The organism is Micromonospora sp. NPDC000663, from assembly GCF_042898105.1.
Lineage (GTDB): Bacteria > Actinomycetota > Actinomycetes > Mycobacteriales > Micromonosporaceae > Micromonospora.
Genome location: NZ_JBIAYR010000009.1, coordinates 127526 through 149468, shown reverse-complemented (window position 1 = coordinate 149468; position 21943 = coordinate 127526). Strand labels below are relative to the sequence as shown.

Sequence of the window (21943 nt, the reverse complement as noted above, 5' to 3'; positions counted from 1 at the left end):
CGGCCACTCATGCCGCGGCCACCCGTCGGCGGGGAACCCGGTGACGCAGCTCGGCCAGCGGCGGACGCTCCTCGACGGACACGTCGCTGACCACGATCTCCCGGTCGAGGTTCGGCAGCGCGTCCGAGCCGCCCCGACGGAACTGGGTCAGCAGCGCCTCCGGCGACATTCCGGGGCTCGCCCAGCCGCGCCGCTGCAACCTGGACCACGCCGTCAACATGATCTGCGCGGACATCCGCCCGAGCGCCGCCGTGTCCTGGTGGCGGTGCTTGCGCTCACCGAGGTCGACCTGCGCCAACGCGTCCAGACCGACCAGCTCCAGCAGGTCGATGAGCATCGCCGTCTCCACGCCGTACCCGGAGACGAACGGCACCCGGGAGAGCACGTCCCGCCGGGCGGCGTACTCGCCGGCGAGCGGCTGCACGAAGCCGGCCAGCTCCGGCCAGAACAGGTTCAGCAGCGGTCGGGCCATGAGTTCGGTCACCCGGCCGCCGCCGTCCTGCTCGACGGTCGCCGTACCGACCAGGGGCCGGTGGTAGAAGCCCTTCACGAAGTCGACGGACGGGTCGGTCAGCAGCGGGCCGAGCAGCCCGCTGACGAAGTGCGGCCGGAACTCGCGCAGGTCGGCGTCGATGAACGCGACCACGTCGCCCTCGGCCGCGGCCAGGCCAGCCCAGAGCGCGTCGCCCTTGCCGGTGAGCCGGGGCAGACCCCGGGTCATGTCGTCCTGGCTGACCACCTCCGCGCCGGCAGCCCGGGCCACCTGCGCGGTGCGGTCGGTAGACCGGGAATCCACCACGATCAGCTCGTCGACCAGGGCCACCCGGTCCATCAGGTGTTCCCGGATGGTCGACACGATGGCACCGACGGTGGCCTCTTCGTTGCGTGCCGGCAGCACCACGCTGACCCGGCTGTCGCCCTTGGCGCGCAGCAGCCGGCGTGCCGGCCAGTCTGCCGCCGAAGTGGTCCGGTACGTGGCCCACGCCTCCACCACCGGTGACACGCTCGATGTCGTATCCCGCACTGGCACCCCTTAAGAATCGTGGGCGGAAAGAACCGGGTTTGGTAGTTCCCACTCCCCACCACGCGCTAACCGCTTCCAGGGCAACAGCTTGATCACGAGGGTGACGACGTCGCGTTCCCGGGGGATGAACGTTTGATTGCGCACAACCCAGGGGACTGCTCACAGCTCTCATGAAAAATTCTCGAAGGGGTTGTCGAATGCGTGCATGCCGGGTGGGTCTGATCGGCGCCGGGGGAGTGGCACAACGCCACGCCCGGGTGCTGGGCGGGTTCGATGACGTCGAGCTGATCGGGGTGACCGACGTGGTGCCCGACGCCGCGGCCGCGCTGGCCGCGGAGCACGGGACGCGCGCCTACGCCGACGTGGCCGAGCTGCTGGCCGCCGGCCCGGACGCGGTGTACGTGTGTGTGCCGCCGTTCGCGCACGGCCCGGCTGAGCAGGCGGTGCTCGACGCAGGGCTGCCGATGTTCGTGGAGAAGCCGGTGGCGGTCGACCTGGCCACCGCCGAACGCGTCGCCACCGAGGTGAACCGCCGGGGACTGCTGACCGCCGTCGGCCACCACTGGCGTTACCTGAGCGTCCTGGACGAGGCCCGCGAGCTGCTCGCCGACCGTCCGGTGCGGATGGTCAGCGGCGCCTGGCTGGACAAGGTCCCACCGGTGGCGTGGTGGGCGCGGCGCGACCGCTCCGGCGGCCCGGTGGTCGAACAGGCCGCCCACGTGCTGGACCTGGTCAGAGCACTGGTCGGCGAGGTGAGCGAGGTAACCGCGTACGGCAACGGAACGCCCCCGCCTGTCGACGGCGCGGACATCGACTCGGTGACCACCGCCGTGCTGCGCTTCACCAACGGCGCGGTCGGCACCCTCAGCGCCGCCTGTGTGCTCGGTTGGAAGCACCGCGCGGGGCTGGAGATCCTCGCCGACGGGTTGGCGCTGTCGCTGACCGAGGAGGGCCTGACCATCCGCGACGCCGACGGCGAACGGCACGTCCCGGCCGACCCCGAGGCCGCGCGGGTGGCCGTCGACCGCGCCTTCGTCGACGCGGTGCGCGGTGTCGGCGACGACGTACGCGTCCCGTACGCCGAGGCGCTTGCCACCCAGCGACTGGCGCTCGCGGTCTCCGACTCGGCCCGCACCGGCGCGACCGTGCCGCTCACCACCGCCGGCAGCCCCGCGGTGCTCACCTCCGGGGTGACAGTCGATGCGTGACAAGGTAGTGGTGGTCACCGGGCCGGGCCGCGTCGAGGTGGTGGAGCAGGACGCCGCGCCGCTGCGCCCCGGCACCTTCCGGGTCGAGACGCTGTTCAGCGGCGTCTCCGCAGGCACCGAGTTGAGCTACGTCAAGGGCACGAACCCGTACCTGAACGTCACCTGGAACGCCGACCTGGGGCTGTTCCAGCCGGGCGAGGCGAGCACCCCGTACCCGGTGAACCGGCTGGGCTACATGCAGGTGGGCCGGGTGGTGGAGAGCGAGACCCCGGCCGTCGCGGTGGGCACGGTCGGCGCTATGACGTACGGGCACCGCACCGGCTGGCTGGCCGACCCGGTCGCCGAACGGTTCGTGCCGCTGCCCGACGACCTGGACCCGCTGCTCGGCGTCTACGTCGCGCACATGGGGCCGATCTGCGCCAACGGTCTGCTGCACGCCGCCGCCGACCTGCACGGCACGGATGTGCGCTCGCTCGGCGACGGCGTCCGCGGCAGGCGCGTCGCGGTGGTCGGCGCCGGTGTGGTGGCCCTGCTGACCGCCCTGTTCGCCAGGCGGCACGGCGCCGCCTCCGTGGTGGTGCTCGACCCCACCGCACAACGCCGGGAGGTCGCCGAGGCGCTCGGCCTGGAGACCCTCGACCCCGAGGCGGACGACCCGGCGGCCGTGCTCAAGACCCGCTGGGCGCACACCGCCGGCGACCGGGGCGCCGACGTGGTGTTCCAGTGCCGGGGGCAGGCGTGGGCGTTGCAGCTCGCCCTGCGGCTGCTCCGACCGCAGGGCACGGTCATCGACCTCGCCTTCTACCAGGGCGGCGCGGACGCCGTCCGCCTCGGCGAGGAGTTCCACCACAACGGGCTGGCGCTGCGCTGTGCCCAGATCGGCCGGGTGCCGCGCGGGCTCGCCCCCACCTGGGACCGGGAACGGCTGTCCGCCGAGACGATCGAGCTGCTGCGGACGTACGGCGACGGGATCCGCAAGCACCTGGTCTCGGCGGTGGTGCCGTTCGACGAGGCGGCCACCCTGCTCACCGACCTGGCCGAACGTCGACGGCAGGAACTACAGGTGGTACTGGCCGCCTGACCCGGCGTCCGGGCGTGACGGGGCGGACTACCGTTCCCGGCATGACCGCTTCCGAGCGCCGGCCTCCCAGCCTGGCCGCGCTGCTGCCGTACCTGCGGGACCACCGCGGCACCCTCGCCGTGGTGGGCGCGCTGTCGCTCGTCGGCGCGGCGGCGTCCCTCGCCCAGCCGCTGCTGACCCGGTCGGTGCTCGACCGGGTCAGCGGTGGTCTCGGGGTGTCCGACCTCGTCGCCGCGCTGGTGGCCCTCGTGCTGCTCGGCGCGGCGATCGGCGGTCTGCGCGACTACCTGCTGCAACGCACCGCCGAGGGGCTCGTGCTGGGCACCCGGCGGCGGCTGGCCGGGCACCTGCTGCGGCTGCCCATCGCCGAGTACGACAGCCGGCGCACCGGCGACCTGCTCTCCCGGCTCGGCTCCGACACGACCCTGCTGCGCGCGGTCGTCACCTCCGGCCTGTTCGAGACGGTCACCGGGGCGGTCATGGTGCTCGGGGCCGGCACCGCGATGGTGCTGCTCGACCCGCTGCTGTTCGGTGTCACCCTGCTCGGGGTGGGCCTCGGTCTGGGCTTCGCGCTCACGTTCGCACGCCGGGTCCGTGCCCTCGCCCGCGCCGCCCAGGAACGGATCGGCGAGATGACCTCCGCGGTCGAGCGGGCCATCTCCGCGGCCCGGACCATCCGGGCCAGCCGCGCCGAGGCCCGGGAGGCCGAGACGGTCACCGGCAGCGCCCGCGAGGCGTACACGGCGGGACTGCGGGTGGCCCGGGTGCAGGCGGTGGTCGGGCCGGTGGGCTCGGTCACCGTGCAGGGTGCCTTCCTGCTGGTGCTGGGCGTCGGCGGCGCCCGGGTGGCCGCCGGCGCGATCACCGTCGGTGATCTGGTCGCCTTCGTCATGTACCTGTTCTTCCTGGCCCTGCCGCTGGGTCAGGTGCTGCGCGCGTACACCCAGTTGCAGTCCGGCCTGGGCGCGTTGCAGCGGATCGAGGAGATCCTGACCGTGCCGGCGGAGGGCGCGGCGGACCGGCCGGCGGCCGGGGGCGCCACGGCGACGCCGCGCCGACCCGCTCCGATGATCGAGTTCGACCGGGTGGGGTTCGGCTACCCCGGCGGGGCGCCGGTGCTGCACGAGGTGAGCTTCGCGGTGCCGGCCGGCACCCGGACCGCCCTGGTCGGCCCGTCCGGCGCCGGCAAGTCGACACTGCTGGCCCTTGTCGAACGCTTCTACGAGGTGAGCGACGGCGCGGTCCGTCTGGACGGCACCGACGTGCGGGACCTGCCCCGCGACGCGCTGCGCGCCCGGCTGGGCTACGTCGAGCAGGAGGCCCCCGTGCTCGCCGGCACGCTGCGCGAGAATCTCCTGATCACCACCCCGGACGCCTCCGATGACCGGTTGCGCACAGTGCTCGACGAGGTCAACCTCGCGCACCTCGCCGACCGCACCCCGCAGGGCCTGGACGTCCAGGTCGGCGAGGGAGGCGTGCTGCTCTCCGGTGGCGAACGGCAGCGCCTGGCCATCGCCCGGGCGCTCCTGGCCGGTCCGCCGGTGCTGCTGCTCGACGAACCGACGAGCAACCTCGACTCGCGCAACGAGGCCGCCCTGCGCCGCGCCATCGACGCGGTGGCCGTCCGCCGGACGTTGTTGATCGTGGCGCACCGGCTCGCCACAGTCGTCGACGCCGACCAGATCGTCGTCCTCGACGGCGGCCGGGTGGTGGCCGTGGGCACCCACGCCGAGCTGAGTGCCACCGACCCGCTCTACCGGGAGTTGGCCGCCCACCAGCTACTGGTCGCCTGAGCCGCCAGCCCGGGGCGGACATGCCGGCGGCCGGGCCGCGCAAGCGGCCGCGGATCGCGTACCGTTGCCGCTCATGGGTGTCTCGCAACGGTTCAAGAGCAAGTTCCGGCGGTTCCTCCAGCGCCCGGGCTCGACCGTCGAACTCGCTCCTCTGGAGAAGATGCTGCCGGCGATCGAGGCGCGCGAGGCCGACCTCGTCGCGCTCGACGACGCCGAGCTGACCGAGGCCGCCGGTGCCGCCACCGGTTACGAGGAGATCTGCGCCGTCGGCCGCGAGGCCGCCCGTCGGGGCCTCGACCAGCGGCCGTACGACGTGCAGCTGCTCGGCGCGATGGCGCTGCTGCCCGGCAAGGTCGCCGAGATGGCCACCGGTGAGGGCAAGACCCTGACCGCCGCGATCGCCGCGTACGGGCACGTTCGGCTCGGAAACGGGCCGGTGCACGTGCTCACCGTCAACGACTACCTGGCCCGCCGCGACGCCCAGTGGATGGAGCCGGTCTACACCCTGCTCGGCCTGACCGTGGGCTGGGTCAACGAGGCCTCCAGCCCGCAGGAGCGGCGTGACGCGTACGCCTGCGACGTCACCTACGTGTCGGTCAGCGAGGCGGGTTTCGACTACCTGCGCGACCAGCTGGTCACCGACATCGCCGACCGGGTGCAGCCGCCGCTGACCACCGCCATCGTCGACGAGGCCGACTCGATCATGATCGACGAGGCCCGGGTGCCGATGGTCCTCGCCGGCGCGGTGCCGGGCGAGCAGGACCCGGTGCACGCCGCCGCCGCGCTGGTGCGCGGGCTGCGCAAGGACCGGCACTTCACCGTCGCCGAGGACGGGCGCAGTGTGGCGTTCACCTCCGCCGGCCTGGCCGCCGTCGAAGCCAAGCTGGGCATCGACCTGTACGACGAGGAACACGTCGCGCAGCTCTCCGCCGTCAACGTGGCGCTGCACGCGCACGCGCTGCTGCACCGCGACGTGGACTACATCGTGCGCGACGGCTCGGTCGAGCTGATCGACGAGATGCGCGGTCGGGTGGCCCAGCGCCGCCGTTGGCCCGACGGGCTCCAGGCGGCGGTCGAGGCCAAGGAGGGCCTGGACGCCACCGCCGAGGGCGAGGTGCTGGGCACCATCGCCGTGCAGGCGTTCATCGCCCTCTACCCGAAGGTGTGCGGCATGACCGCCACCGCGGTGCTGGTCGGGGACCAGCTGCGGGAGTTCTTCGGCCTCGAGGTGGCGGTGATCCCACCGAACACGCCGTGCGTGCGCGAGGACGAGCCGGACCGCATCTACGCCACCCGGGCGGAGAAGGACGAGGCGCTGATCGACGAGATCCAGCGCTGGCACGCCAAGGGGCGGCCGGTGCTTGTCGGCACGCTCGACGTCAAGGAGTCCGAGGCGCTGGCCGCCGGCCTCAACGCGGCCGGGGTGCCCTGCGTGGTCCTCAACGCCAAGAACGACGACGAGGAAGCGGCGATCATCGCCGAGGCTGGCGCGTACGGCGCGGTGACCGTCTCCACCCAGATGGCCGGCCGGGGCGTGGACATCCGGCTGGGCGGCAGCGACCAGGCCGACCAGGAGCGGGTGGCCGAGCTGGGTGGGCTCTACGTGATCGGCAGCGGCCGGCACGACAGCCGGCGGGTCGACGACCAGTTGCGCGGCCGGGCCGGCCGGCAGGGCGACCCCGGTGGCTCGGTCTTCTTCGTGAGCCTGGAGGACGACCTGGTCGTCCGCCACGCCGCCGACTCGGTGCCCGCGTCGCCGCGGATGAACGCCGACGGCCTGGTCACCGACGAGCAGGTCGACTACGCGGTGGAGCACGCCCAGCGGGTCGCCGAGGGCGTCAACCACGAGATCCACCGCAACACCTGGCGCTACAGCGTGGTGATCGAGCAGCAGCGCAAGGCCCTGGCGCAGCGCCGGGAGCGGCTGCTGACCAGCGACGTGGCAGCGCTCATGCTGCTGGACAAGGTGCCCGAGAAGGCCGGCGAGATGGACGAGGACCTGCTCGCCCGGGCGGCCCGGTCGATCGCCCTCTACCACCTGGACCGGCTCTGGGCCGAGCACCTGTCCGAGCTGTCGGAGGTCCGCGAGGGCGTGCACCTGCGGGCGCTGGGCCGGCTCGACCCGCTCGACGAGTTCCACCGGGCGGCCGTGCCGGCCTTCAACAACCTGATCCCGGAGATCGAGGCCCGCACCATCGCCACGTTCACCGAGACCGAGTTCGACGAGGACTGGGAGCCCGACGACAGCACCCTGGTACGCCCGACCGCCACCTGGACGTACCTGGTGCACGACAACCCCTTCGGCTCCGAGCTCGACCGCCTGATCGCGTCGATCGGCCGGCGGCTCAGCGGCGCCTCGCGCTGAGGCTTTCGCGGGGCTCCTGCCGGCGCGCCACCCGGTGCGGCAGGAGCCCCGTTTTACGCCGTTTCGACCGGGGTTCCGCAGGGTAGTAGGGCGGGTCGGTCAAGTCGGAAGAGAGCAGACTATGACACAGGTGACGATGCCGGCTGGGCAGGCACCGAGGCGTACGGGAGCTGCGGACCAGTGAACCTGGACACGCGGGAACCCGTGGTGCACAACCTGGGCGTACTGGAGACCGCTGCGCTGCTGCGGGAGTTGACCGCCGGCCTGATCGCGCTGACCGATTTCGATGAGGCGCTGCTGGCGTTGGTCCGGGTCACCCGCGACGCGGTGGCCGGCGTGCGCTGGTGCGGATTCACGGCGCTGCGCGCCGGCGAGCCGGCCGGTGTTGCCGCCTCCGACGACCGGCTGGCAGGCCTTGACGATCTGCGCCACGGCCCGGACTCGCCGGCGATGAACGCGATCCGGCGCCGCGAGATGGTCCTCGCCGTGGACCTGGCCGGTGAGTCACGCTGGCCCGCCTGGACGGCGCGCGCCCGCGACCTCGGCGTGCGCGGGGTGATCTCCGCCCCGGTGGACATCGACGACCAGGTGATCGGTGCCATCAACCTGTACGCCGCCGGACCGAACCTGCTCACCCCGCAACACCAACTGACCGCGATGCTGCTCGCCGAGCACGCCGGCCTGCTGCTGGCCGCCGTACGGGACCGGGGCCGGCAGGCCGAGATGGCCGGCCAGCGCGACGCCGAGCTGCTGCTCGACGGCGTGGTCGGCCAGGCCGTCGGCGTGATCATGACGCAGCGGGGCTGCCCGCCGGCCGAGGCCCTGGACGTGCTGCGCACCGCCGCGTCCTCGCTGGGCATCCCGCTGCGCGAGGTGGCCGAGCGTCTGGTGCGGACGGTCTCCCGCCAGCGCGAGAGCTGACCGGACGGGCCGCTCCTCGCCGTACCCGACAGGGCACCCCGCCCGCTCTGGCGCGCGGCGGCGATTCGGGCGGCGTCGTTTCGTGAAGACGGGGCACGGGTAGCACTCTGGTACTGGTGAGCTGCGCCGACCCTGGGGAGGACGAATGCAGAGCCGGCTGCGGGTGCAGGGGCACCCCATCCAACCAATGCTCGTGACGTTTCCGCTCGGGCTGTTCGTCAGCGCCACCGTCTTCGACCTGAGCGATGTCATCGGCGGGCCGGCGTTCCTGGGCGAGGTCGGCTACTGGACCGGCGTCGCCGCCCTGTTCGCCGCCGCGATGACCGCGGTCGCCGGCATGGTCGACCTGTGGGACGTGCCTGTCGACCGTACCCGCCGCACCGCCGTCGCCTTCAACCTGGTGAACGCGGCGATGGCCGGCCTGTTCCTGGTCACCTGCCTGGTGCGCGCGCAGTCGCCGCAGCGCGGCGCGACGGTCGCGATCCTGCTCACCGAGCTTGTCGCGCTTGTCGCCGGCGGCGTCGGCGTGCGCCTGGGCGCCCGGCTCATGCGCCAGTTCGACACCGGACGCGCCGAGACCGCCAGCCTCGACGCGCTCGCCGGCTCCACAGTCGAGGTCGCCCGCCCGCGTCCCTGACCGGGCCGCCCGTACGGCGGCAGATGTGTTGCCCCCGGCGCGGGCTGCCGGCGAGGTGCTCGCCGAGGGCCGTCAGTGGGGGTGGGACTCGTGGTGGTCCGCCAGGACGTCGGCGCCGAAGTCGCTGGCGGGGCGGCGCAGGACGGTGTGCGCGTGGTTGCCGTCCTCGGTGGTGTTGTCGTACTCGATCAACAGGTCGTCGCCCTGGACCCGGTAGTAGTGGCGCTGCCCCGGACGGGTCGGGCCGGCCCAGGCGAAGTGCAGCTCGCCCCCGTCGAGACGCCTCGCCTCGCGGACGGCCAGCTCCGGTGGCAGCCGGTCCAGGTAGAGCGCCACCACCTGGTCCAGCAGTGCCCGGCCGGTCGGTCCCAGCCGGCCGGCCGGCACGCCCAGCGGCTCCAGCGGGGTGTCGACGTGGGCGCGGGTGGCGCTGATGATGTCCGTCGGCGCCTCGTCGGCGATGATCGCGGCGGATCGTCCGGCCGGGTCGAGCGCGTCGAGCAGGGCGCGGGCGAGGTCCTCCTCGACACCGAGTGGGCGGGAGACCGGGCGGCCGGCGTACCGCACGGCCGCCGGGTTGGCGCCGAAGAAGATCGGCGCGGGGGAGACCTGGTCGTCCACGACGGTCATGGTCACCGACAGGTGGTGCCCCTCCAGCCGCCACGACCAGCGGTCGTCGCGCGCCGGATCACCGAACACGGCGACCCAGTAGTCGCCGCTGTGCCGCCCGCGACGCCATCCCTCGGCGCGATCCAGGACCTCCTCCAGCGCGATGATCGCCATCGCCTGCGCGTACGCGGACGGGCTGAGCGCCGTGGCGAGCAGCCGGTGTGCGGCCTTGCGCCCGACGACGTCCATCTCGGCGAGGCTGACCCCCGGCCGGGGTCGGGGCCGGTACTCCAGCCAGCGTCGGGCGGGCTCGTCGTCGAACTGGTGGACGGCCTGGTCGCGGGCCACCGGATCGAGCGCGGCCAGCAGAGCCGTGCCGGCGGTGCGCATCTGCTCGGGCAGAGGATCTTCCACCGACCCTGTATACCTGTCGGTCGGGGTCGGCGTCAGCCGGCGCGCAGCAGTTCGGTCATCTCCGGCAGGTCGAAGAACTGGGCGGTCTCCGCCGCGGACGGGCTGCCGTGCGCCGGGTCGGCTCCGGCCGCGAGCAGCGCGCGGACGGCGTCGGTGCTGCTGCGGAAGACGGCGGCGGCCAGGGCCGTCTGGCCCCGGTCGTTGACCCGGCTGTGGTCGGCGCCGCGGCTGAGCAGGGCGGCCACCGTGTCCGGGTGGGAGTGGTACGCGGCCAGGATCAGCAGCGTGTCGCCCTTGTCGTTGGTGAGGTTGACCGGCAGGCCGGCGTCGAGCTGCGCGGCCAGCTCCTCGGTGGAGCCCGAGCGGGCCAGGTCGAACATCCGGTGGGCGAACGCCAGCGTCGCGGCGTCGAGGTCGTCGGTCACCGCTCCAGGTTAGGCCCTGGCGCCCTGATACGTTGCTCGGCCGGCGCGCGGGGAGAGGGATCCGATGGGTGAGACGGTGTACGTGGGCAACGCGGGTGTCGACGGCGCCACAAACGCCGGCTGGCTGTTGGGGCACTTCGCGCCGCCCGGGGAGGTGCGGCACAGCACCGCCGTCGAGGTGAAGTGGGGCGTGCATCCGCCGGGGCAGGCCCGGTCGCGGTGGGCGACGGGGGAGCGGCGTACCACTCTGCTCGTGCTCGTCGAGGGGTGTTTCCGGGTGGAGTTGCCGGACCGGACGGTGCGGTTGGCCGAGCCTGGCGACTACGTGGTGTGGGGTCGCGGGGTGGACCACTCGTGGTACGCCGAACGCGCGTCGGTGGTGCTGACCGTCCGGTGGCCGTCGGTGCCCGGCTACCGGGTGGACCCTCCGGTGCTGCGCTGAGGCCGACGGACGCCGTCCCACCAGACGGAATTACCTACTAAACCTATAGGCTTTGCCGGCTAGAGTACGGGGGGCACCCCACCGAACGACCCCGCGAGGACCGCCATGATCCACCACAGCCCGGAGCGTGACCTGCTCGCCGTCGCCGCCCGGTGGGCCGACCCGACCGGCTGGCCGGTGCCGCTGCGGTTCGACGCCGCCGAGCGCTGGTACGCGCGCCTCGCCGCCGACGACGACCACGAGGTGTGGGCACTGAGCTGGCTGCCCGGCCAGGGCACCGACCTGCACGACCACGGTGGCTCCGCCGGGGCGTTCCGGGTCGTCGCCGGCACCCTCACCGAGGAGACCGTCGCCGCCGGCCGGCTGCGTCCACGGCTGCTGCCCGCCGGCGCCGGCCGGCGCTTCGGCGCCCGCCACGTCCACCAGGTGACCAACAGGGGTACGACGCCTGCGGTGAGCGTGCACGTCTACCGGCCGGCACTGCGCCGGATGACCCGCTACCACCTGCTCGACGGACGGCTGCGGGTCGCCGAGGTCGCCGAGGCCGGACGCTCCTGGTGAGCGCCGCCCAGCCCCGAACCAACCCCCACGCACCGAAAGGAACCGATGATGCTGACGACCGCCGAGCACTGTCCGGCCCCCGTACCGCCGCCGGGCTCCCAGGGCATCGACGAGATCCTGGCCGCCGCCCGCGCCCGGCTCGACCGGCTCGACCCGGAACGGGCGCACCTGGCGTACCGGAGCGGCGCGCTCCTGGTCGACATCCGGCCGGCCGCCCAGCGGGCCGCGCACGGGATGGTGCCGGGTTCGCTCGCCGTCGAACGCAACGTGCTGGAGTGGCGCTTCGACCCGCGCTGCCCGGCCCGCCTGCCCGAGGCGGTCGACTACGACGTGCCTGTGGTGATCCTCTGCCAGGAGGGCTACACCTCGTCACTGGCCGCCGCCGCGTTGCAGGACATCGGCCTGCGCCGCGCCACCGACGTGGTCGGCGGGTTCGCGGCCTGGCGGATCGCCGGCCTGCCGGCTCTCGGTCCGACCCCGCTGCACCGCGCGTTCCCTCTCGCGTCCCCGGTCACCGCCGGGTCGGCGCGCCACTGACCGCCACGCCGCACCGGGCGTGGCGGTCGTACCGCCATCTCAGGAGGCACCATGTCCGTCGTCGCCATCCCCACCCGCCCCCACCACCCGGCGGCCCGCGCCGCCCGTCCGCGCACCGGCCCGACCCTGACCATCACCCTCGACCTCGCAGCCGGGCCGCTGACGCCGCGACTGGCCCGGCTGGTGCAGCTCATCGGGGAGCTCGCCGAATCCGGTGAGGGCCAGCTGCGCGCCGTCGCGGACGTGCCCCGGCCGCGCACCGTCGAGCAGGCCGCCGACGCGGACCACGTGCACATCCTGGCCGGCTCGCGGATGGTCCTGCGGGGCGAGCAGGTCGTCGCGCTCACCCGCATCGAGTACGAGCTGCTGCTGTTCCTGGCCGAGCGGCCCCGACGGGTGTTCACCCGCCTGCAACTGCTGTCGAGCGTCTGGGGCTACGAGCACGCGGTGGCCCGGACGGTGGACGTGCACGTCCGGCGACTGCGCGCCAAGTTGGACGGCACCGAGCTGGTCACCACCGTCTACGGGGTCGGTTACCGGTTGGCCGACGAGGCGCGGATCAGCGTGGACCACGCGCGCTGAGCACCGGCCGGGTGGCGGCCCGGACGTGACGTGACAGGCCCCGGTGAACCGGGCGGGGACCCCCGTAACGGGGCATCTCGCAGGCTCTGCTGTAATCATCTGGCTTCGTACGCAGAGCGAGCACCCGGCTCCGATGTGTTCGCCAATTGTCACATTCATGCAACGCAGCCGCCTCTTGACCCTCGCCCGGACGCCGGGAAGCATCGATGAAGCGGCGTCCCGGGCCGTGGGGAGATACCCGGACAAGCCCAAGGAGGACCATGTCGGTCAGCCCCGCCTCGTCGCGCGCCGGATGGCATACGTCCCAACCCACGGTGCCCGGTCGACCTCCCGGCGGTCAGCGCCGCCCGGCGAACACCGCCGCGCCGATGCTCACCGTGACGCTGTCCATCCCCCTGGCCTGTGAGGAGTCGCTGACCCCGCCGGCGCGCCGCCTGCTGGAGGCGGCCCGCGAGATGCTGGAGCGGGGCGAGGCCGTCATCACCAGTTCGGTGCCTGTCGACCGCCGCCCCGACAGCGTGCCGGCCAACCGGGCACCGGCCCGGGCGGTCAGCCCGACCATCCCCGCCCTGCACATCCTCGCCTCGTCCCGCTCGGTGCTGCGCGACGACGAACCGCTGCCACTGACCCGCCTCGAGTTCGACCTGCTGCTGCACCTGGTCGCCCACCCCCGGCGGGTGTTCACCCGACTGCAACTGCTCAACGCGGTCTGGGGCTACGAGCACGCCGGTGTCCGTACCGTCGACGTGCACGTCCGCCGGCTGCGGGGCAAGGTCGGCGTGGACGTCCCCCTGGTCACCACCGTGTACGGCGTCGGCTACCGGCTGGCCGACGACGCCCGGGTCACCATCGACCGCACCGGCTGACCGCCGCCGCCGCGCCACGGTCGGGGCAGGATGGTCCGGTGCGCATCCGTCCCATCTCGCCCGAGCTGCTCGTCGACGAGCTGACCGGCCGTCTCGTCGACGCCGCGGCCACCGCCGAGCCCGCCCGGCTGCGGGTGGCCGTCGACGGCGCCCCCGCCGCCGGCCCGGACGAGTTGGCCGCCGCGCTTGTCGACCCGCTGCGCGCCCGCGGCCGCCCGGTGCTGCACGTACGCGCCACCGACTTCCTACGACCCGCCTCGCTGCGCTTCGAACTCGGTCGGACCAACCCGGACGCCTACTACGAGAGCTGGGTCGACGAGACCGGACTGCGCCGCGAGGTCCTCGACCCGGCCGGCCCCGGTGGCACCGGCCGACTGCTCCCGTCCCTGTGGGACGCCGACGCCGACCGGGCCAGCCGGGCCCGCTACGTCGACCTGCCACCCGGCGGCGTGGTCCTGGTCAGCGGCGCGCTGCTGTTCGGCGGCGGCCTGCCCTTCGACGTCACCGTTCACCTGGCGCTGTCGCCCGCCGCGCTGCGGCGCCGCACCGAGGCGGCCGGGCACTGGACCCTGCCGGCCTTCGACAGGTACGCCGAGGAGGTCGTCCCGGCCAGTTTCGCCGACGTGGTCGTACGGGCCGACGACCCCCGCCACCCGGCCCTCGTGGAGCCCGGCGGGGACGCCTGACAACCACCGAAAACTGGCCGGTTTGATCGACTCGTCCGGCGGGTACTCGCCCGGCTCACAGAGCGCGGGTGACAGCCCGCGTACCGGATGCGACCGTGACCGGGGCCCCGCGCCGCCGGCACCCGGTTCACCTTGAGCCACTGGCCCAGGAAAGGCAGGCAGCGATGCTCGTCCACGACACGGTCGGTACGGGCCGATCCCAGACGGAGATCGACCAGATCCGGCAGTCCCTGCAGGCTCGCTACGACGAGCTGACCGCCGAGTACGAGCAGGCCGTCCTGCAGAGCCAGGTGCTGCGGCTGGTGGAGGTCGGGGACACCGCAGGCGACGACCAGGCCGACAGCGGCACCAAGACCGCCGAACGGGACACCGCGCAGTCCCTCCTGCGCACCATCCTCGACCGGCGCGCCCAGTACGAGCACGCCCTGGGCCGGCTCGCCGAGGGCACGTACGGCTGGTGCGAGGGCTGCTCGGCGGCGATCCCGGTGGAGCGGCTGGAGATCTTCCCGGCCGCCACCACCTGCGTGACGTGCAAGCAGACCCGCGAGCGGCGGGCCGCCTGAGCGAGGCCAGCGGTTGCCGGTCGGTCCGCGACACGATGGACTCCACAGATGGGTGACATCCTCGTGGGCACCGCATCCTGGACCGACCGCACACTGCTGGACTCGGGCTGGTATCCGCAGACCGCGGACAACCCGGAGAAGCGGCTGGCCTACTACGCCAGGCAGTTCCCGCTGGTCGAGGTGGACGCCACCTACTATTCGCCGCCCGCCGAGGCGACCGCCCGGCTGTGGGCCGAACGCACCCCGGACGGCTTCACCTTCAACATCAAGGCGTTCAGCCTGCTGACCGGGCATCCCACCCGGGTCAGCGCGCTCTACAAGGACCTGCGGCCCGAGACCGAGAAGAAGAACGTCTACCCCGACGACCTGCCGGCGCAGTCGTACGAGGAGGTGTGGACGCGCTTCCTGTCCGCGCTGGACCCGCTCGTCGAGGCGGGCAAGCTGGGCGGGGTGCTGTTCCAGTTCCCGCCCTGGTTCACCATCAAGCGGGCCAACAAGCAGTACCTGCTGGAGGTGGCGAAGCGCTGCGCGCCATTGCGGCCGGTCTACGAGTTCCGGCACGCCTCCTGGTTCGACGGCGACAACGCCGACGAGACAGTGGCGTTCCTGCGCGAGCACCACCTCCCGTACGTCTGCGTGGACATGCCGCAGGGTCACCGCTCGTCGGTGCCGCCGGTGCTGGCCGCCACCGCGGACCTCGCGGTGGTGCGCTTTCACGGCCACAGCGACAAGTGGACAAGCAAGGACATCCACGAGAAGTTCGGCTACCACTACTCCAAGCGGGAGCTTGCCGACTGGGCACCGAAGCTGCGCGAGCTGGCCGACGACGCCGGACGGACCCACGTGCTGATGAACAACTGCTACCGGGACTACGCGCAGACGAACGCCAAGACGCTCATCGGGCTCCTCGACGCCGACTGACCTCCCGTCTCACCCGAACGGGGTGAGGTCGGCTCACCCACCCCCGCGGCAGTGTGGACTCGGTGCGTGCGGACGCCCCTCGGGGTGGGCCCACGCCGGAGACGACACGGAGGTGACGGGGGATGACGGTTCGATTGGTGACGGATCGACGGCGCGGTGCCGTCCTGCACGTGGTCGGCGCGGCCGACGACGCCCGGCGCGCGCCGCAGCGCAGTCCGGTGCGGGCCCGTCGTGGCCCGGTGGGGCCGCCCCGCCGCGACGACGACCGGCGGTGGGAGACCACGGAACGGAGGTCGACCGATGGCTGACACCATGATCTCGGCGTTCGAGTCCTCGCTGGACAAGACGAACCTGATCCTCAAGGACATCGAGACCGCCTACGGCTGGCCGAAGGATCGGCGCAACCAGTCGTACGCGGCCCTGCGCACTGTGCTGCACCTGCTGCGCGACCGGTTGCCGGTGAACGAGAGCGTCGAGTTCGCCCAGCAGTTGCCGGTGCTGGTCCGGGGGATCTACTTCGACGGGTGGAACCCGTCGGACGTCCCGATCAAGCTCAACCGCGACGACTTCCTCTACGAGGTCCGCCAGGGCTTCCCGTACGACGTCGACGGCGGCCCGGAGCGTGTGACGCAGGTGGTGCTGGACACCCTGCGCCGGCACATCACCCAGGGTGAGTGGCAGGACGTGAAGGAGACCATGCCCAAGGATCTCGCCACCTTCTTCCCGTGAGTCGTGAGGTCGTGGGACGCCTCGGGCGCACTCAGCCGTCCGAGGTGTCCGCCTCGGCGGGCGACGGCACCCGGGACACCGGGTGCCCGGCCCGCCGGGCCAGGCCGGCGAAGGTGACCGCGTCGGTGACGGCGGCGCCGCCCGGGTCGTTGTTGAAGTAGACGTACGCCGGCTCGTCCGCACCGAAGGCGTCGTTCAGCCGGCCCGCCCAGGAGCCCAGGGCGGTACGCCCGTAGTGCGGCCACGGACGGGCCCGCCCCTCGTGCAGGCGCAGGTAGCCGAAGTCGGTGGTCCGCCAGCGCGGGGCGACCGGCCGACCCAGCCGGTCCGCCCAGACCAGCGCCGCCCTGCGGCGTTCCAGCACCGACCGGGTGGCGGCGGTCCACCACGACGGGTGCCGGGGCTCCACCGCGACGCGTACGTCGGCCGGGAACAGCTTCAGCGTCGCGTCGAGCGCGTCGACGTCCGCCCGCAGGTTGGGTGGCAGTTGCAGCAGCACCGGGCCGAGCCGGTCACCGAGCGCCGTTGCCCGGCCGAGGAACCGGGCCACCGGTTCGGCCGGCTCCCGCAGCCGCTTGATGTGTGTCAGGTAGCGGCTCATCTTCACGGCCACGCAGAAGTCCGCAGGGGTCCGCGCCCGCCAGGCGGCGAAGGTGTCCCGCTCCGGCAGCCGGTAGAACGCGTTGTTGACCTCGACGGTGGCGAACCGGTCCGCGAAGTGCTCCAACCACAGCCGCTGCGGCAGCGCCTGCGGGTAGAAGCGGCCCCGCCAGTCCCGGTACTGCCAGCCGGACGTGCCCACCAGAATCACCCCACCATCCTGGCATCGTCCCCGCCGCAGGTGAACTGCCCGTGTCGCCCCGGTTCGGCGTCTACGGTGAGGGTTAGAGAAGATCGCGCGTGGGGTACCACCCGCAGCACGACGGACCCCGACGTATGGCGGGGCGGCACACCCGAGGGAGTACCGATGGCACTCAACGACGATGACATGCAGACCACGGGCGGCGGCGGCCTGGAGGGTCCGGCCGACGGCGGTGCGACCCCGGGTCACCAGGATGGTGGCGCTGACGGTGGCGCGGAGGGTCCGGCCGATGGTGGCGCGACCCCGGGCCAGCAGGATGGTGGCGCTGACGGTGGCGCGGAGGGTCCGGCCGATGGTGGCGCGACCCCCGGCCAGCAGGACGGCGGCGCCGACGGCAGCGCCCGGTAACGGCCCGTCATGACGCATCTCGACCCGCCGGGCGGCCACGGCCGCCCGGCGGTTTCGTCCGCCGCCGAGGCGCTGGCCCGCTGCGTCTCGGTCGAGCCGGCCAAGTTCGCCGCGGCGCACTGGGGACACACTCCACTGCTGTCCCGCGCCGCCGAGCTGCCCGACCCGGCCGGCTTCACCGACCTGTTCAGCCCCGCCGACGCCGACGAGTTGCTCAGCCGGCGCGGTCTGCGTACCCCGTTCCTGCGGGTCGCGAAGGACGGCCAGCTCGTGCCGGCGGCCCGCTGGACCGGCGGCGGCGGCGCCGGCGCGGAGATCGGCGACCAGGTGCTCGACGAACGGGTCCTGGAGCAGTACGCCGCCGGGGCCACACTCGTGTTGCAGGGGCTGCACCGGATCTGGCCGCCGCTCGTCGACTTCGCCCGCGACCTGGGGCTCGCCCTCAACCAGCCCCTGCAGATCAACGCCTACCTGACGCCGGCGGGCAGCCAGGGCTTCGCCACCCACTACGACACCCACGACGTGTTCGTGCTCCAGGTCGACGGCCGCAAGCACTGGCGGATCCACCCTCCGGTGCTGCCCGACCCGCTGGAGAAGCAGCCGTGGGGCGGCCGCGCCGACGAGGTGTCGGCCACCGCGCAGGGACCCGCCGCGCTGGACGTGGTGCTCGCCCCCGGCGACGCCCTCTACCTGCCGCGTGGCTGGCTGCACAGCGCGCAGGCGCAGGACGCCAGCTCGCTGCACCTGACCGTGGGCATCCGGGCCCTCACCAGGTACGCGCTGGTCGAGGAGTTGCTCGCCCTGGCCGCGGAGGACCAGCGGCTGCGCGCGAGCCTGCCGTTCGGCACCGACGTCGCCGACCCCGACGCCATCGAGCCGGAGTTGACCGAGACGGTGGAGGCCCTGCGGGACTGGCTGCTGCGCGCCGACCCGGCCGCCGTCGCCACCCGACTGCGTCAGCGTGCCTGGCCGGCCGCCCGACCGGCGCCGATCCGACCGCTCGCCCAGGCCGACGCGCTTGCCGCGCTGGACGCGGACTTCCGGCTCACCCCGCGCCCGGGCCTGCGCTGGCAGCTCGTGCCGCACGGAACGGAGACGGTGGCGTTGCGGCTGTTCGACCGCACCATCACCCTGCCCGCCTCCTGCGAGCCGGCGGTCCGTGCCGTGCTCACCGGTACTGTCACCCGCGTGGGCGACCTGCCCGGCCTGCCCGACGACGCCGACCGGGTCACCCTGGCCCGCCGCCTGCTCCGCGAGGCCGTCCTGGTCCCGGCGTGAGCTAGCCGACCGGGGCCGCGATCAGCTCGATCCGGAGGGTGTTGGTGACCTCGTCGATCAGCTCGCCCTGTGCCCCGAACGAGATCGTGCCCTGGTCGGTGACGCCGAAGACGAGTTCCACCGCGCCGGCCTTGAGGACCAGCGGGTCGTCACCCCCGGCGCCGGCGGCGACCACCGCGCGGATCGTGGTGATGGCGTCCACGAGGGTCGCCTCGATTGCGCTGTGACGCAACTCGTGCCGTTCCTGCAGATCCTCGGCGACGAGTGTGATGTCGATGGTGTGGGTCCTCTGGTGGGACTGACTGCCGCCCACCGTGACCTTCCAGCCGATGACAGGCACCCGGAGATCCAGGCCGCCGCCATGTTTCGTGGTGACGACCGCGCTCAGGATCAGCTGGACCGAGCTGACCCGCAGGTCCCTTCCGGCGTCGCTCGTCGAGATGCCGGCCTGCTGTACCGCGTTCTTCACTGCCGACACCAGCTCGTCGACCGGCACGCTGCCGTCGCTCACGTCCATGCCCCGCCCCTGCCCTTCTGCGCGATTGGGTGCCGGCCGTCAGACGGCGGCGGTGGCGAACGGGTCGCCGTAGACGGTGTAGGCCAGCCAGGTCGGGTCGAGTCTGTCGTCCTGCTGGTCGGTCCGCGCGGCGAGGGCCGCCGCGCCGAGCGTGGCGCCCTCGGCGAGGGACCTGTAGAACGCGGTCGCGAAGCGTACCGAGCTCTCCGAGCGCACCGCCCACAGCGTGCCGACGAACGCGCCCGCGCCGGACGACATGAACTGCTGCGCCCAACCGAGCATCCTGGTGTACGTCGGTGCCACGCCCGCGCTCCGGCAGGCGTTGATGAACACCAGCGGGCCGGCGTCCGCCAGGACCTTGCGGATGCTGGCCTCGGCGAGCAGGGCCGGCTTGAAGCGTCCGCCGTCCATGTCGATGAACGAGCCGTCCGACGAGAACGTGTTGTGGCAGGCGAAGTGGGTGGCTCCCAGCGACCCGGAGTTGATCAGAGCGAGGAGTTCGTCCGCCCTGGTTATCGGTTCGCCGTCACCCGCCCCGAGGATCGCCCGGATCGCGGCGACCTCCTCACGCGCCCCGGTGGGCGCCCTCGTCGGCACCACGAAGCGAGGGTTGCGCAGGCCGATCGTCGACGTCCGGTGCTGCCCGTACGTGCGACGCACGACCGGAACCCGCTCGACGAGGAAGCCGGCATCACGCTGGGCGCTCAGCGGATACAGCAGTTCCCACGGCACCACGTCGTAGTCGGTGGCGATCGTGAACGCGCGCATGTCCGCGCCGACCTCCCAGAACTGGTCCCGGACGTCGGCTGGCACCAGCTCCGACCACAGCTGGATGCCGGCGGAGCGGATGATCGCGCGGGTCATCGCCGCGCTGTCGCGCGAACCGTCGCCGGCCACCTGCTGAAGCTCCCGGATCGCGTTCTCCACGGCGGCGTTCGGGCTGTTCGTGACCGATTCGACGACCGGGGCGAACAGCGCCGCGTCGGACCGCAACTGGAAGGTGCAGCGGGTGCCGTCGAACCGCACCTCCATCGTCACCTCGCCCGGCCGCGCCTGTGGTGCAGCCATCGACGCGGTCCTCGACGGCCCGTCGCGGAACGACCCGCCGTCCACCACTGACACCTCGACGGGCACCTCGGCGAGGAAGGTGCCGCCGGCCCAGGCGGTCACGTCGATGCGATGCCGCCCCGCCGTACGCCCCCCGAACCCGAACCGGATCGGCGCCGGGTCGTCGTGCGGCTCGACAAGCACGGTCTGCTGGAGCGGTCCGTCGACGTGCAGGCCGGGGGGCGCGTGGACGGTCACGGTGACCGGAGTGCCGTCGTCGGCGACGAGGAGACGCGGCATCGGTGCCCTCGCGGCGTCCGGCGGAGTCGACCGCCCCTCGGTGACGATGCGGACCTCGACGCTCAGTTCGTGGCCAACCGGGACCTGGGCGGGTGCCCGCGCCACCAGCAGCCGCTCCGGTTGCCGGGCGGTGTCAGGAGTCGACGAGACCGGGGGTTCCGACGAGGTGGGCGGTCCCGATTGGGTCGGTGGCCGCCACCTGCCCTGCACGGGCACGGAGCGCGACAGCAGCGGCACGTCCAGGTCGTCGAGCAGCCAGTCTCGCTGCCGCTGGTCCCACAGGTGGTGGCGGCCCTCGTCGTCCAGGTCCAGATCCGCACTCACGGAGAGCAGGGTGACGCCGCCGGGCAGGGCAGTCTCGCGGGCGAACAGCCGGTCGACGGCCGCCTTGGCGTACGCCACCTCGTCGATGCCGAACTGCCTCGTGATCGGTCGGCTCCGGGCCAGCACGAGGTCCAGGAGCGGAACCCTGTCGGTCGTGAGCGCGGCACGGACGACCTCCGCCGGGTCGGTGACCCGGAAGCGGACGGTGAACGACGCAGTGAAGTGGTATCGCTCGTCCCTACTGGGCAGCAGGCCCTCAAGGAGCACCATCCGTTCGCTGATGTCGACCTCGTAGCGTGTGGTGAACACGCCGTCGGCCATCGGCTGGCCGCTGTCGGCGACCGTCAGGCGTCCGCCGCTGTCCGCGTAGACGAACACCGCGTGGGGCCACGTTGCCGAATGGCGAAGGCGCAGCCGCACCGGCTCTTCGCTGAGGATCAGCGGGACCGCCGGCCGGGTGCCCTCGATGTTCGTCCCGTACGACGAGGCGAGCCCGTCGACGAGTTCCCAGATGTCCGCCGCCATAAGGCGTGGATCTATGCGCCGGACCTGACGGTGGGCGAGCGGCCGCAGAGATGCGGGAAGGTCACTCCCGGGTGGCAGGACGGCCTCGCCGACCAGGACGGGAACGACCGGGAACGACCTTCTGAGGGCGATCTCGATCTGGCGAGGGAGTTGGTCGGACGGGTCGCGCAGACCCTCGGTGGCGCGCGGTCCCGGTCCGATGACGACGATCAGCGCCGCCGCGTCGGGCAGGCGACGCCCGAAGTCACCGGGGAAGTCACGGATGACGTTGTCGACGCCGAACCGGGCGGTCAGCGCGTCGTCGACCAACCGCCCGACGATGCTCCCGTCGTCGGCGCGGTAGCTCAGATAGAAGCTGACCATTTCGCGTACCGTAGC

23 protein-coding genes and 1 pseudogene are annotated in these 21943 nt (G+C 73.0%); 18 read left to right on the top strand and 6 right to left on the bottom strand.

Annotated features, from left to right (window positions below):
• Positions 1-7: 7 nt before the first annotated feature.
• Positions 8-991, bottom strand: a complete 984-nt coding sequence (locus tag ACFY1S_RS24945; RefSeq protein WP_387122640.1) for a glucosyl-3-phosphoglycerate synthase — start codon at positions 989-991, stop codon at positions 8-10.
• A gap of 230 nt (positions 992-1221) precedes the next feature.
• Between ACFY1S_RS24945 and ACFY1S_RS24940 the strand changes: the two genes are divergently transcribed.
• The 6 genes from ACFY1S_RS24940 (at position 1222) to ACFY1S_RS24915 (ending at position 9029) form a co-directional block, all read left to right on the top strand.
• Entirely contained in the window at positions 1222-2232 is a 1011-nt protein-coding gene (locus ACFY1S_RS24940) for a Gfo/Idh/MocA family protein (protein ID WP_387122492.1), read from the top strand.
• Positions 2225-3313 (top strand): zinc-binding dehydrogenase, encoded by a 1089-nt coding sequence (locus ACFY1S_RS24935; protein WP_387122489.1) that lies wholly within the window; start codon positions 2225-2227, stop codon positions 3311-3313. The genes ACFY1S_RS24940 and ACFY1S_RS24935 overlap by 8 nt, the downstream gene beginning before the upstream one ends.
• Positions 3314-3354: 41 nt before the next feature.
• Entirely contained in the window at positions 3355-5106 is a 1752-nt protein-coding gene (locus tag ACFY1S_RS24930; protein ID WP_387122486.1) for an ABC transporter ATP-binding protein, read from the top strand.
• 73 nt (positions 5107-5179) lie between these two features.
• Positions 5180-7471: an accessory Sec system translocase SecA2 gene (secA2, locus tag ACFY1S_RS24925; RefSeq protein ID WP_387122483.1), complete on the top strand. Its 2292-nt coding sequence runs from the start codon at positions 5180-5182 to the stop codon at positions 7469-7471.
• Between the two features lie 180 nt (positions 7472-7651).
• Positions 7652-8392, top strand: a complete 741-nt coding sequence (locus ACFY1S_RS24920; protein WP_387122480.1) for a GAF and ANTAR domain-containing protein — start codon at positions 7652-7654, stop codon at positions 8390-8392.
• 145 nt (positions 8393-8537) lie between these two features.
• On the top strand, positions 8538-9029 hold the full coding sequence (locus ACFY1S_RS24915; protein ID WP_387122478.1) for a DUF2231 domain-containing protein: 492 nt from the start codon (positions 8538-8540) through the stop codon (positions 9027-9029).
• Between the two features lie 72 nt (positions 9030-9101).
• Here the strand turns inward: ACFY1S_RS24915 and ACFY1S_RS24910 are convergent, their stop codons facing one another.
• Positions 9102-10052 carry a DUF3500 domain-containing protein gene (locus ACFY1S_RS24910; protein WP_387122475.1) on the bottom strand — a complete coding sequence of 317 codons (951 nt, stop codon included), beginning with the start codon at positions 10050-10052 and terminating at the stop codon, positions 9102-9104.
• 32 nt (positions 10053-10084) lie between these two features.
• A complete protein-coding gene (locus ACFY1S_RS24905; protein ID WP_364365596.1) occupies positions 10085-10477 on the bottom strand; it encodes an ankyrin repeat domain-containing protein in 393 nt (130 codons plus the stop codon).
• A gap of 64 nt (positions 10478-10541) precedes the next feature.
• Between ACFY1S_RS24905 and ACFY1S_RS24900 the strand changes: the two genes are divergently transcribed.
• The 10 genes from ACFY1S_RS24900 to ACFY1S_RS24855 all read left to right on the top strand — a co-directional run bounded on the left by ACFY1S_RS24900 (position 10542) and on the right by ACFY1S_RS24855 (position 16364).
• On the top strand, positions 10542-10919 hold the full coding sequence (locus tag ACFY1S_RS24900; RefSeq protein WP_387122472.1) for a signal peptidase I: 378 nt from the start codon (positions 10542-10544) through the stop codon (positions 10917-10919).
• A gap of 105 nt (positions 10920-11024) precedes the next feature.
• Entirely contained in the window at positions 11025-11480 is a 456-nt protein-coding gene (locus ACFY1S_RS24895) for a cysteine dioxygenase (RefSeq protein ID WP_387122469.1), read from the top strand.
• Between the two features lie 48 nt (positions 11481-11528).
• Positions 11529-12017: a rhodanese-like domain-containing protein gene (locus ACFY1S_RS24890; RefSeq protein WP_387122466.1), complete on the top strand. Its 489-nt coding sequence runs from the start codon at positions 11529-11531 to the stop codon at positions 12015-12017.
• 126 nt (positions 12018-12143) lie between these two features.
• On the top strand, positions 12144-12599 hold the full coding sequence (locus ACFY1S_RS24885) for a winged helix-turn-helix domain-containing protein (protein ID WP_387122637.1): 456 nt from the start codon (positions 12144-12146) through the stop codon (positions 12597-12599).
• Between the two features lie 260 nt (positions 12600-12859).
• The gene (locus ACFY1S_RS24880) at positions 12860-13465 is read left to right on the top strand and encodes a winged helix-turn-helix domain-containing protein (RefSeq protein WP_387122463.1); all 606 of its coding nucleotides are present in this window, start codon (positions 12860-12862) and stop codon (positions 13463-13465) included.
• Between the two features lie 38 nt (positions 13466-13503).
• The gene (locus ACFY1S_RS24875) at positions 13504-14151 is read left to right on the top strand and encodes a uridine kinase (RefSeq protein ID WP_387122461.1); all 648 of its coding nucleotides are present in this window, start codon (positions 13504-13506) and stop codon (positions 14149-14151) included.
• Between the two features lie 164 nt (positions 14152-14315).
• Entirely contained in the window at positions 14316-14714 is a 399-nt protein-coding gene (locus ACFY1S_RS24870) for a TraR/DksA C4-type zinc finger protein (protein WP_364365578.1), read from the top strand.
• A 48-nt stretch (positions 14715-14762) separates the two neighbouring features.
• The gene (locus ACFY1S_RS24865; RefSeq protein WP_387122457.1) at positions 14763-15635 is read left to right on the top strand and encodes a DUF72 domain-containing protein; all 873 of its coding nucleotides are present in this window, start codon (positions 14763-14765) and stop codon (positions 15633-15635) included.
• 137 nt (positions 15636-15772) lie between these two features.
• On the top strand, positions 15773-15943 hold the full coding sequence (locus ACFY1S_RS24860; RefSeq protein ID WP_387122454.1) for a hypothetical protein: 171 nt from the start codon (positions 15773-15775) through the stop codon (positions 15941-15943).
• Positions 15936-16364, top strand: a complete 429-nt coding sequence (locus ACFY1S_RS24855; RefSeq protein ID WP_387122451.1) for a DUF2267 domain-containing protein — start codon at positions 15936-15938, stop codon at positions 16362-16364. Before ACFY1S_RS24860 ends, ACFY1S_RS24855 begins: the two co-directional genes overlap by 8 nt.
• Before the next feature lie 31 nt (positions 16365-16395).
• On the opposite strand, the gene ACFY1S_RS24850 is transcribed toward ACFY1S_RS24855, so the two are convergent.
• Positions 16396-17175 (bottom strand): DUF72 domain-containing protein, encoded by a 780-nt coding sequence (locus ACFY1S_RS24850; RefSeq protein ID WP_387122447.1) that lies wholly within the window; start codon positions 17173-17175, stop codon positions 16396-16398.
• A gap of 156 nt (positions 17176-17331) precedes the next feature.
• On the opposite strand from ACFY1S_RS24850, the pseudogene ACFY1S_RS24845 reads away from it, so the two are divergent.
• A pseudogene (locus tag ACFY1S_RS24845) lies at positions 17332-17568 on the top strand (hypothetical protein); the annotation flags it as partial.
• Between the two features lie 15 nt (positions 17569-17583).
• A complete protein-coding gene (locus ACFY1S_RS24840) occupies positions 17584-18852 on the top strand; it encodes a cupin domain-containing protein (protein ID WP_387122444.1) in 1269 nt (422 codons plus the stop codon).
• A gap of 1 nt (position 18853) precedes the next feature.
• Here ACFY1S_RS24840 and ACFY1S_RS24835 read toward each other — a convergent pair whose 3' ends face one another.
• A complete protein-coding gene (locus tag ACFY1S_RS24835; protein ID WP_387122441.1) occupies positions 18854-19369 on the bottom strand; it encodes a trypco2 family protein in 516 nt (171 codons plus the stop codon).
• Between the two features lie 39 nt (positions 19370-19408).
• Complete coding sequence (locus ACFY1S_RS24830) at positions 19409-21928, bottom strand: CHAT domain-containing protein (protein WP_387122438.1); 2520 nt, start codon at positions 21926-21928, stop codon at positions 19409-19411.
• Between the last annotated feature and the right edge of the window lie 15 nt (positions 21929-21943).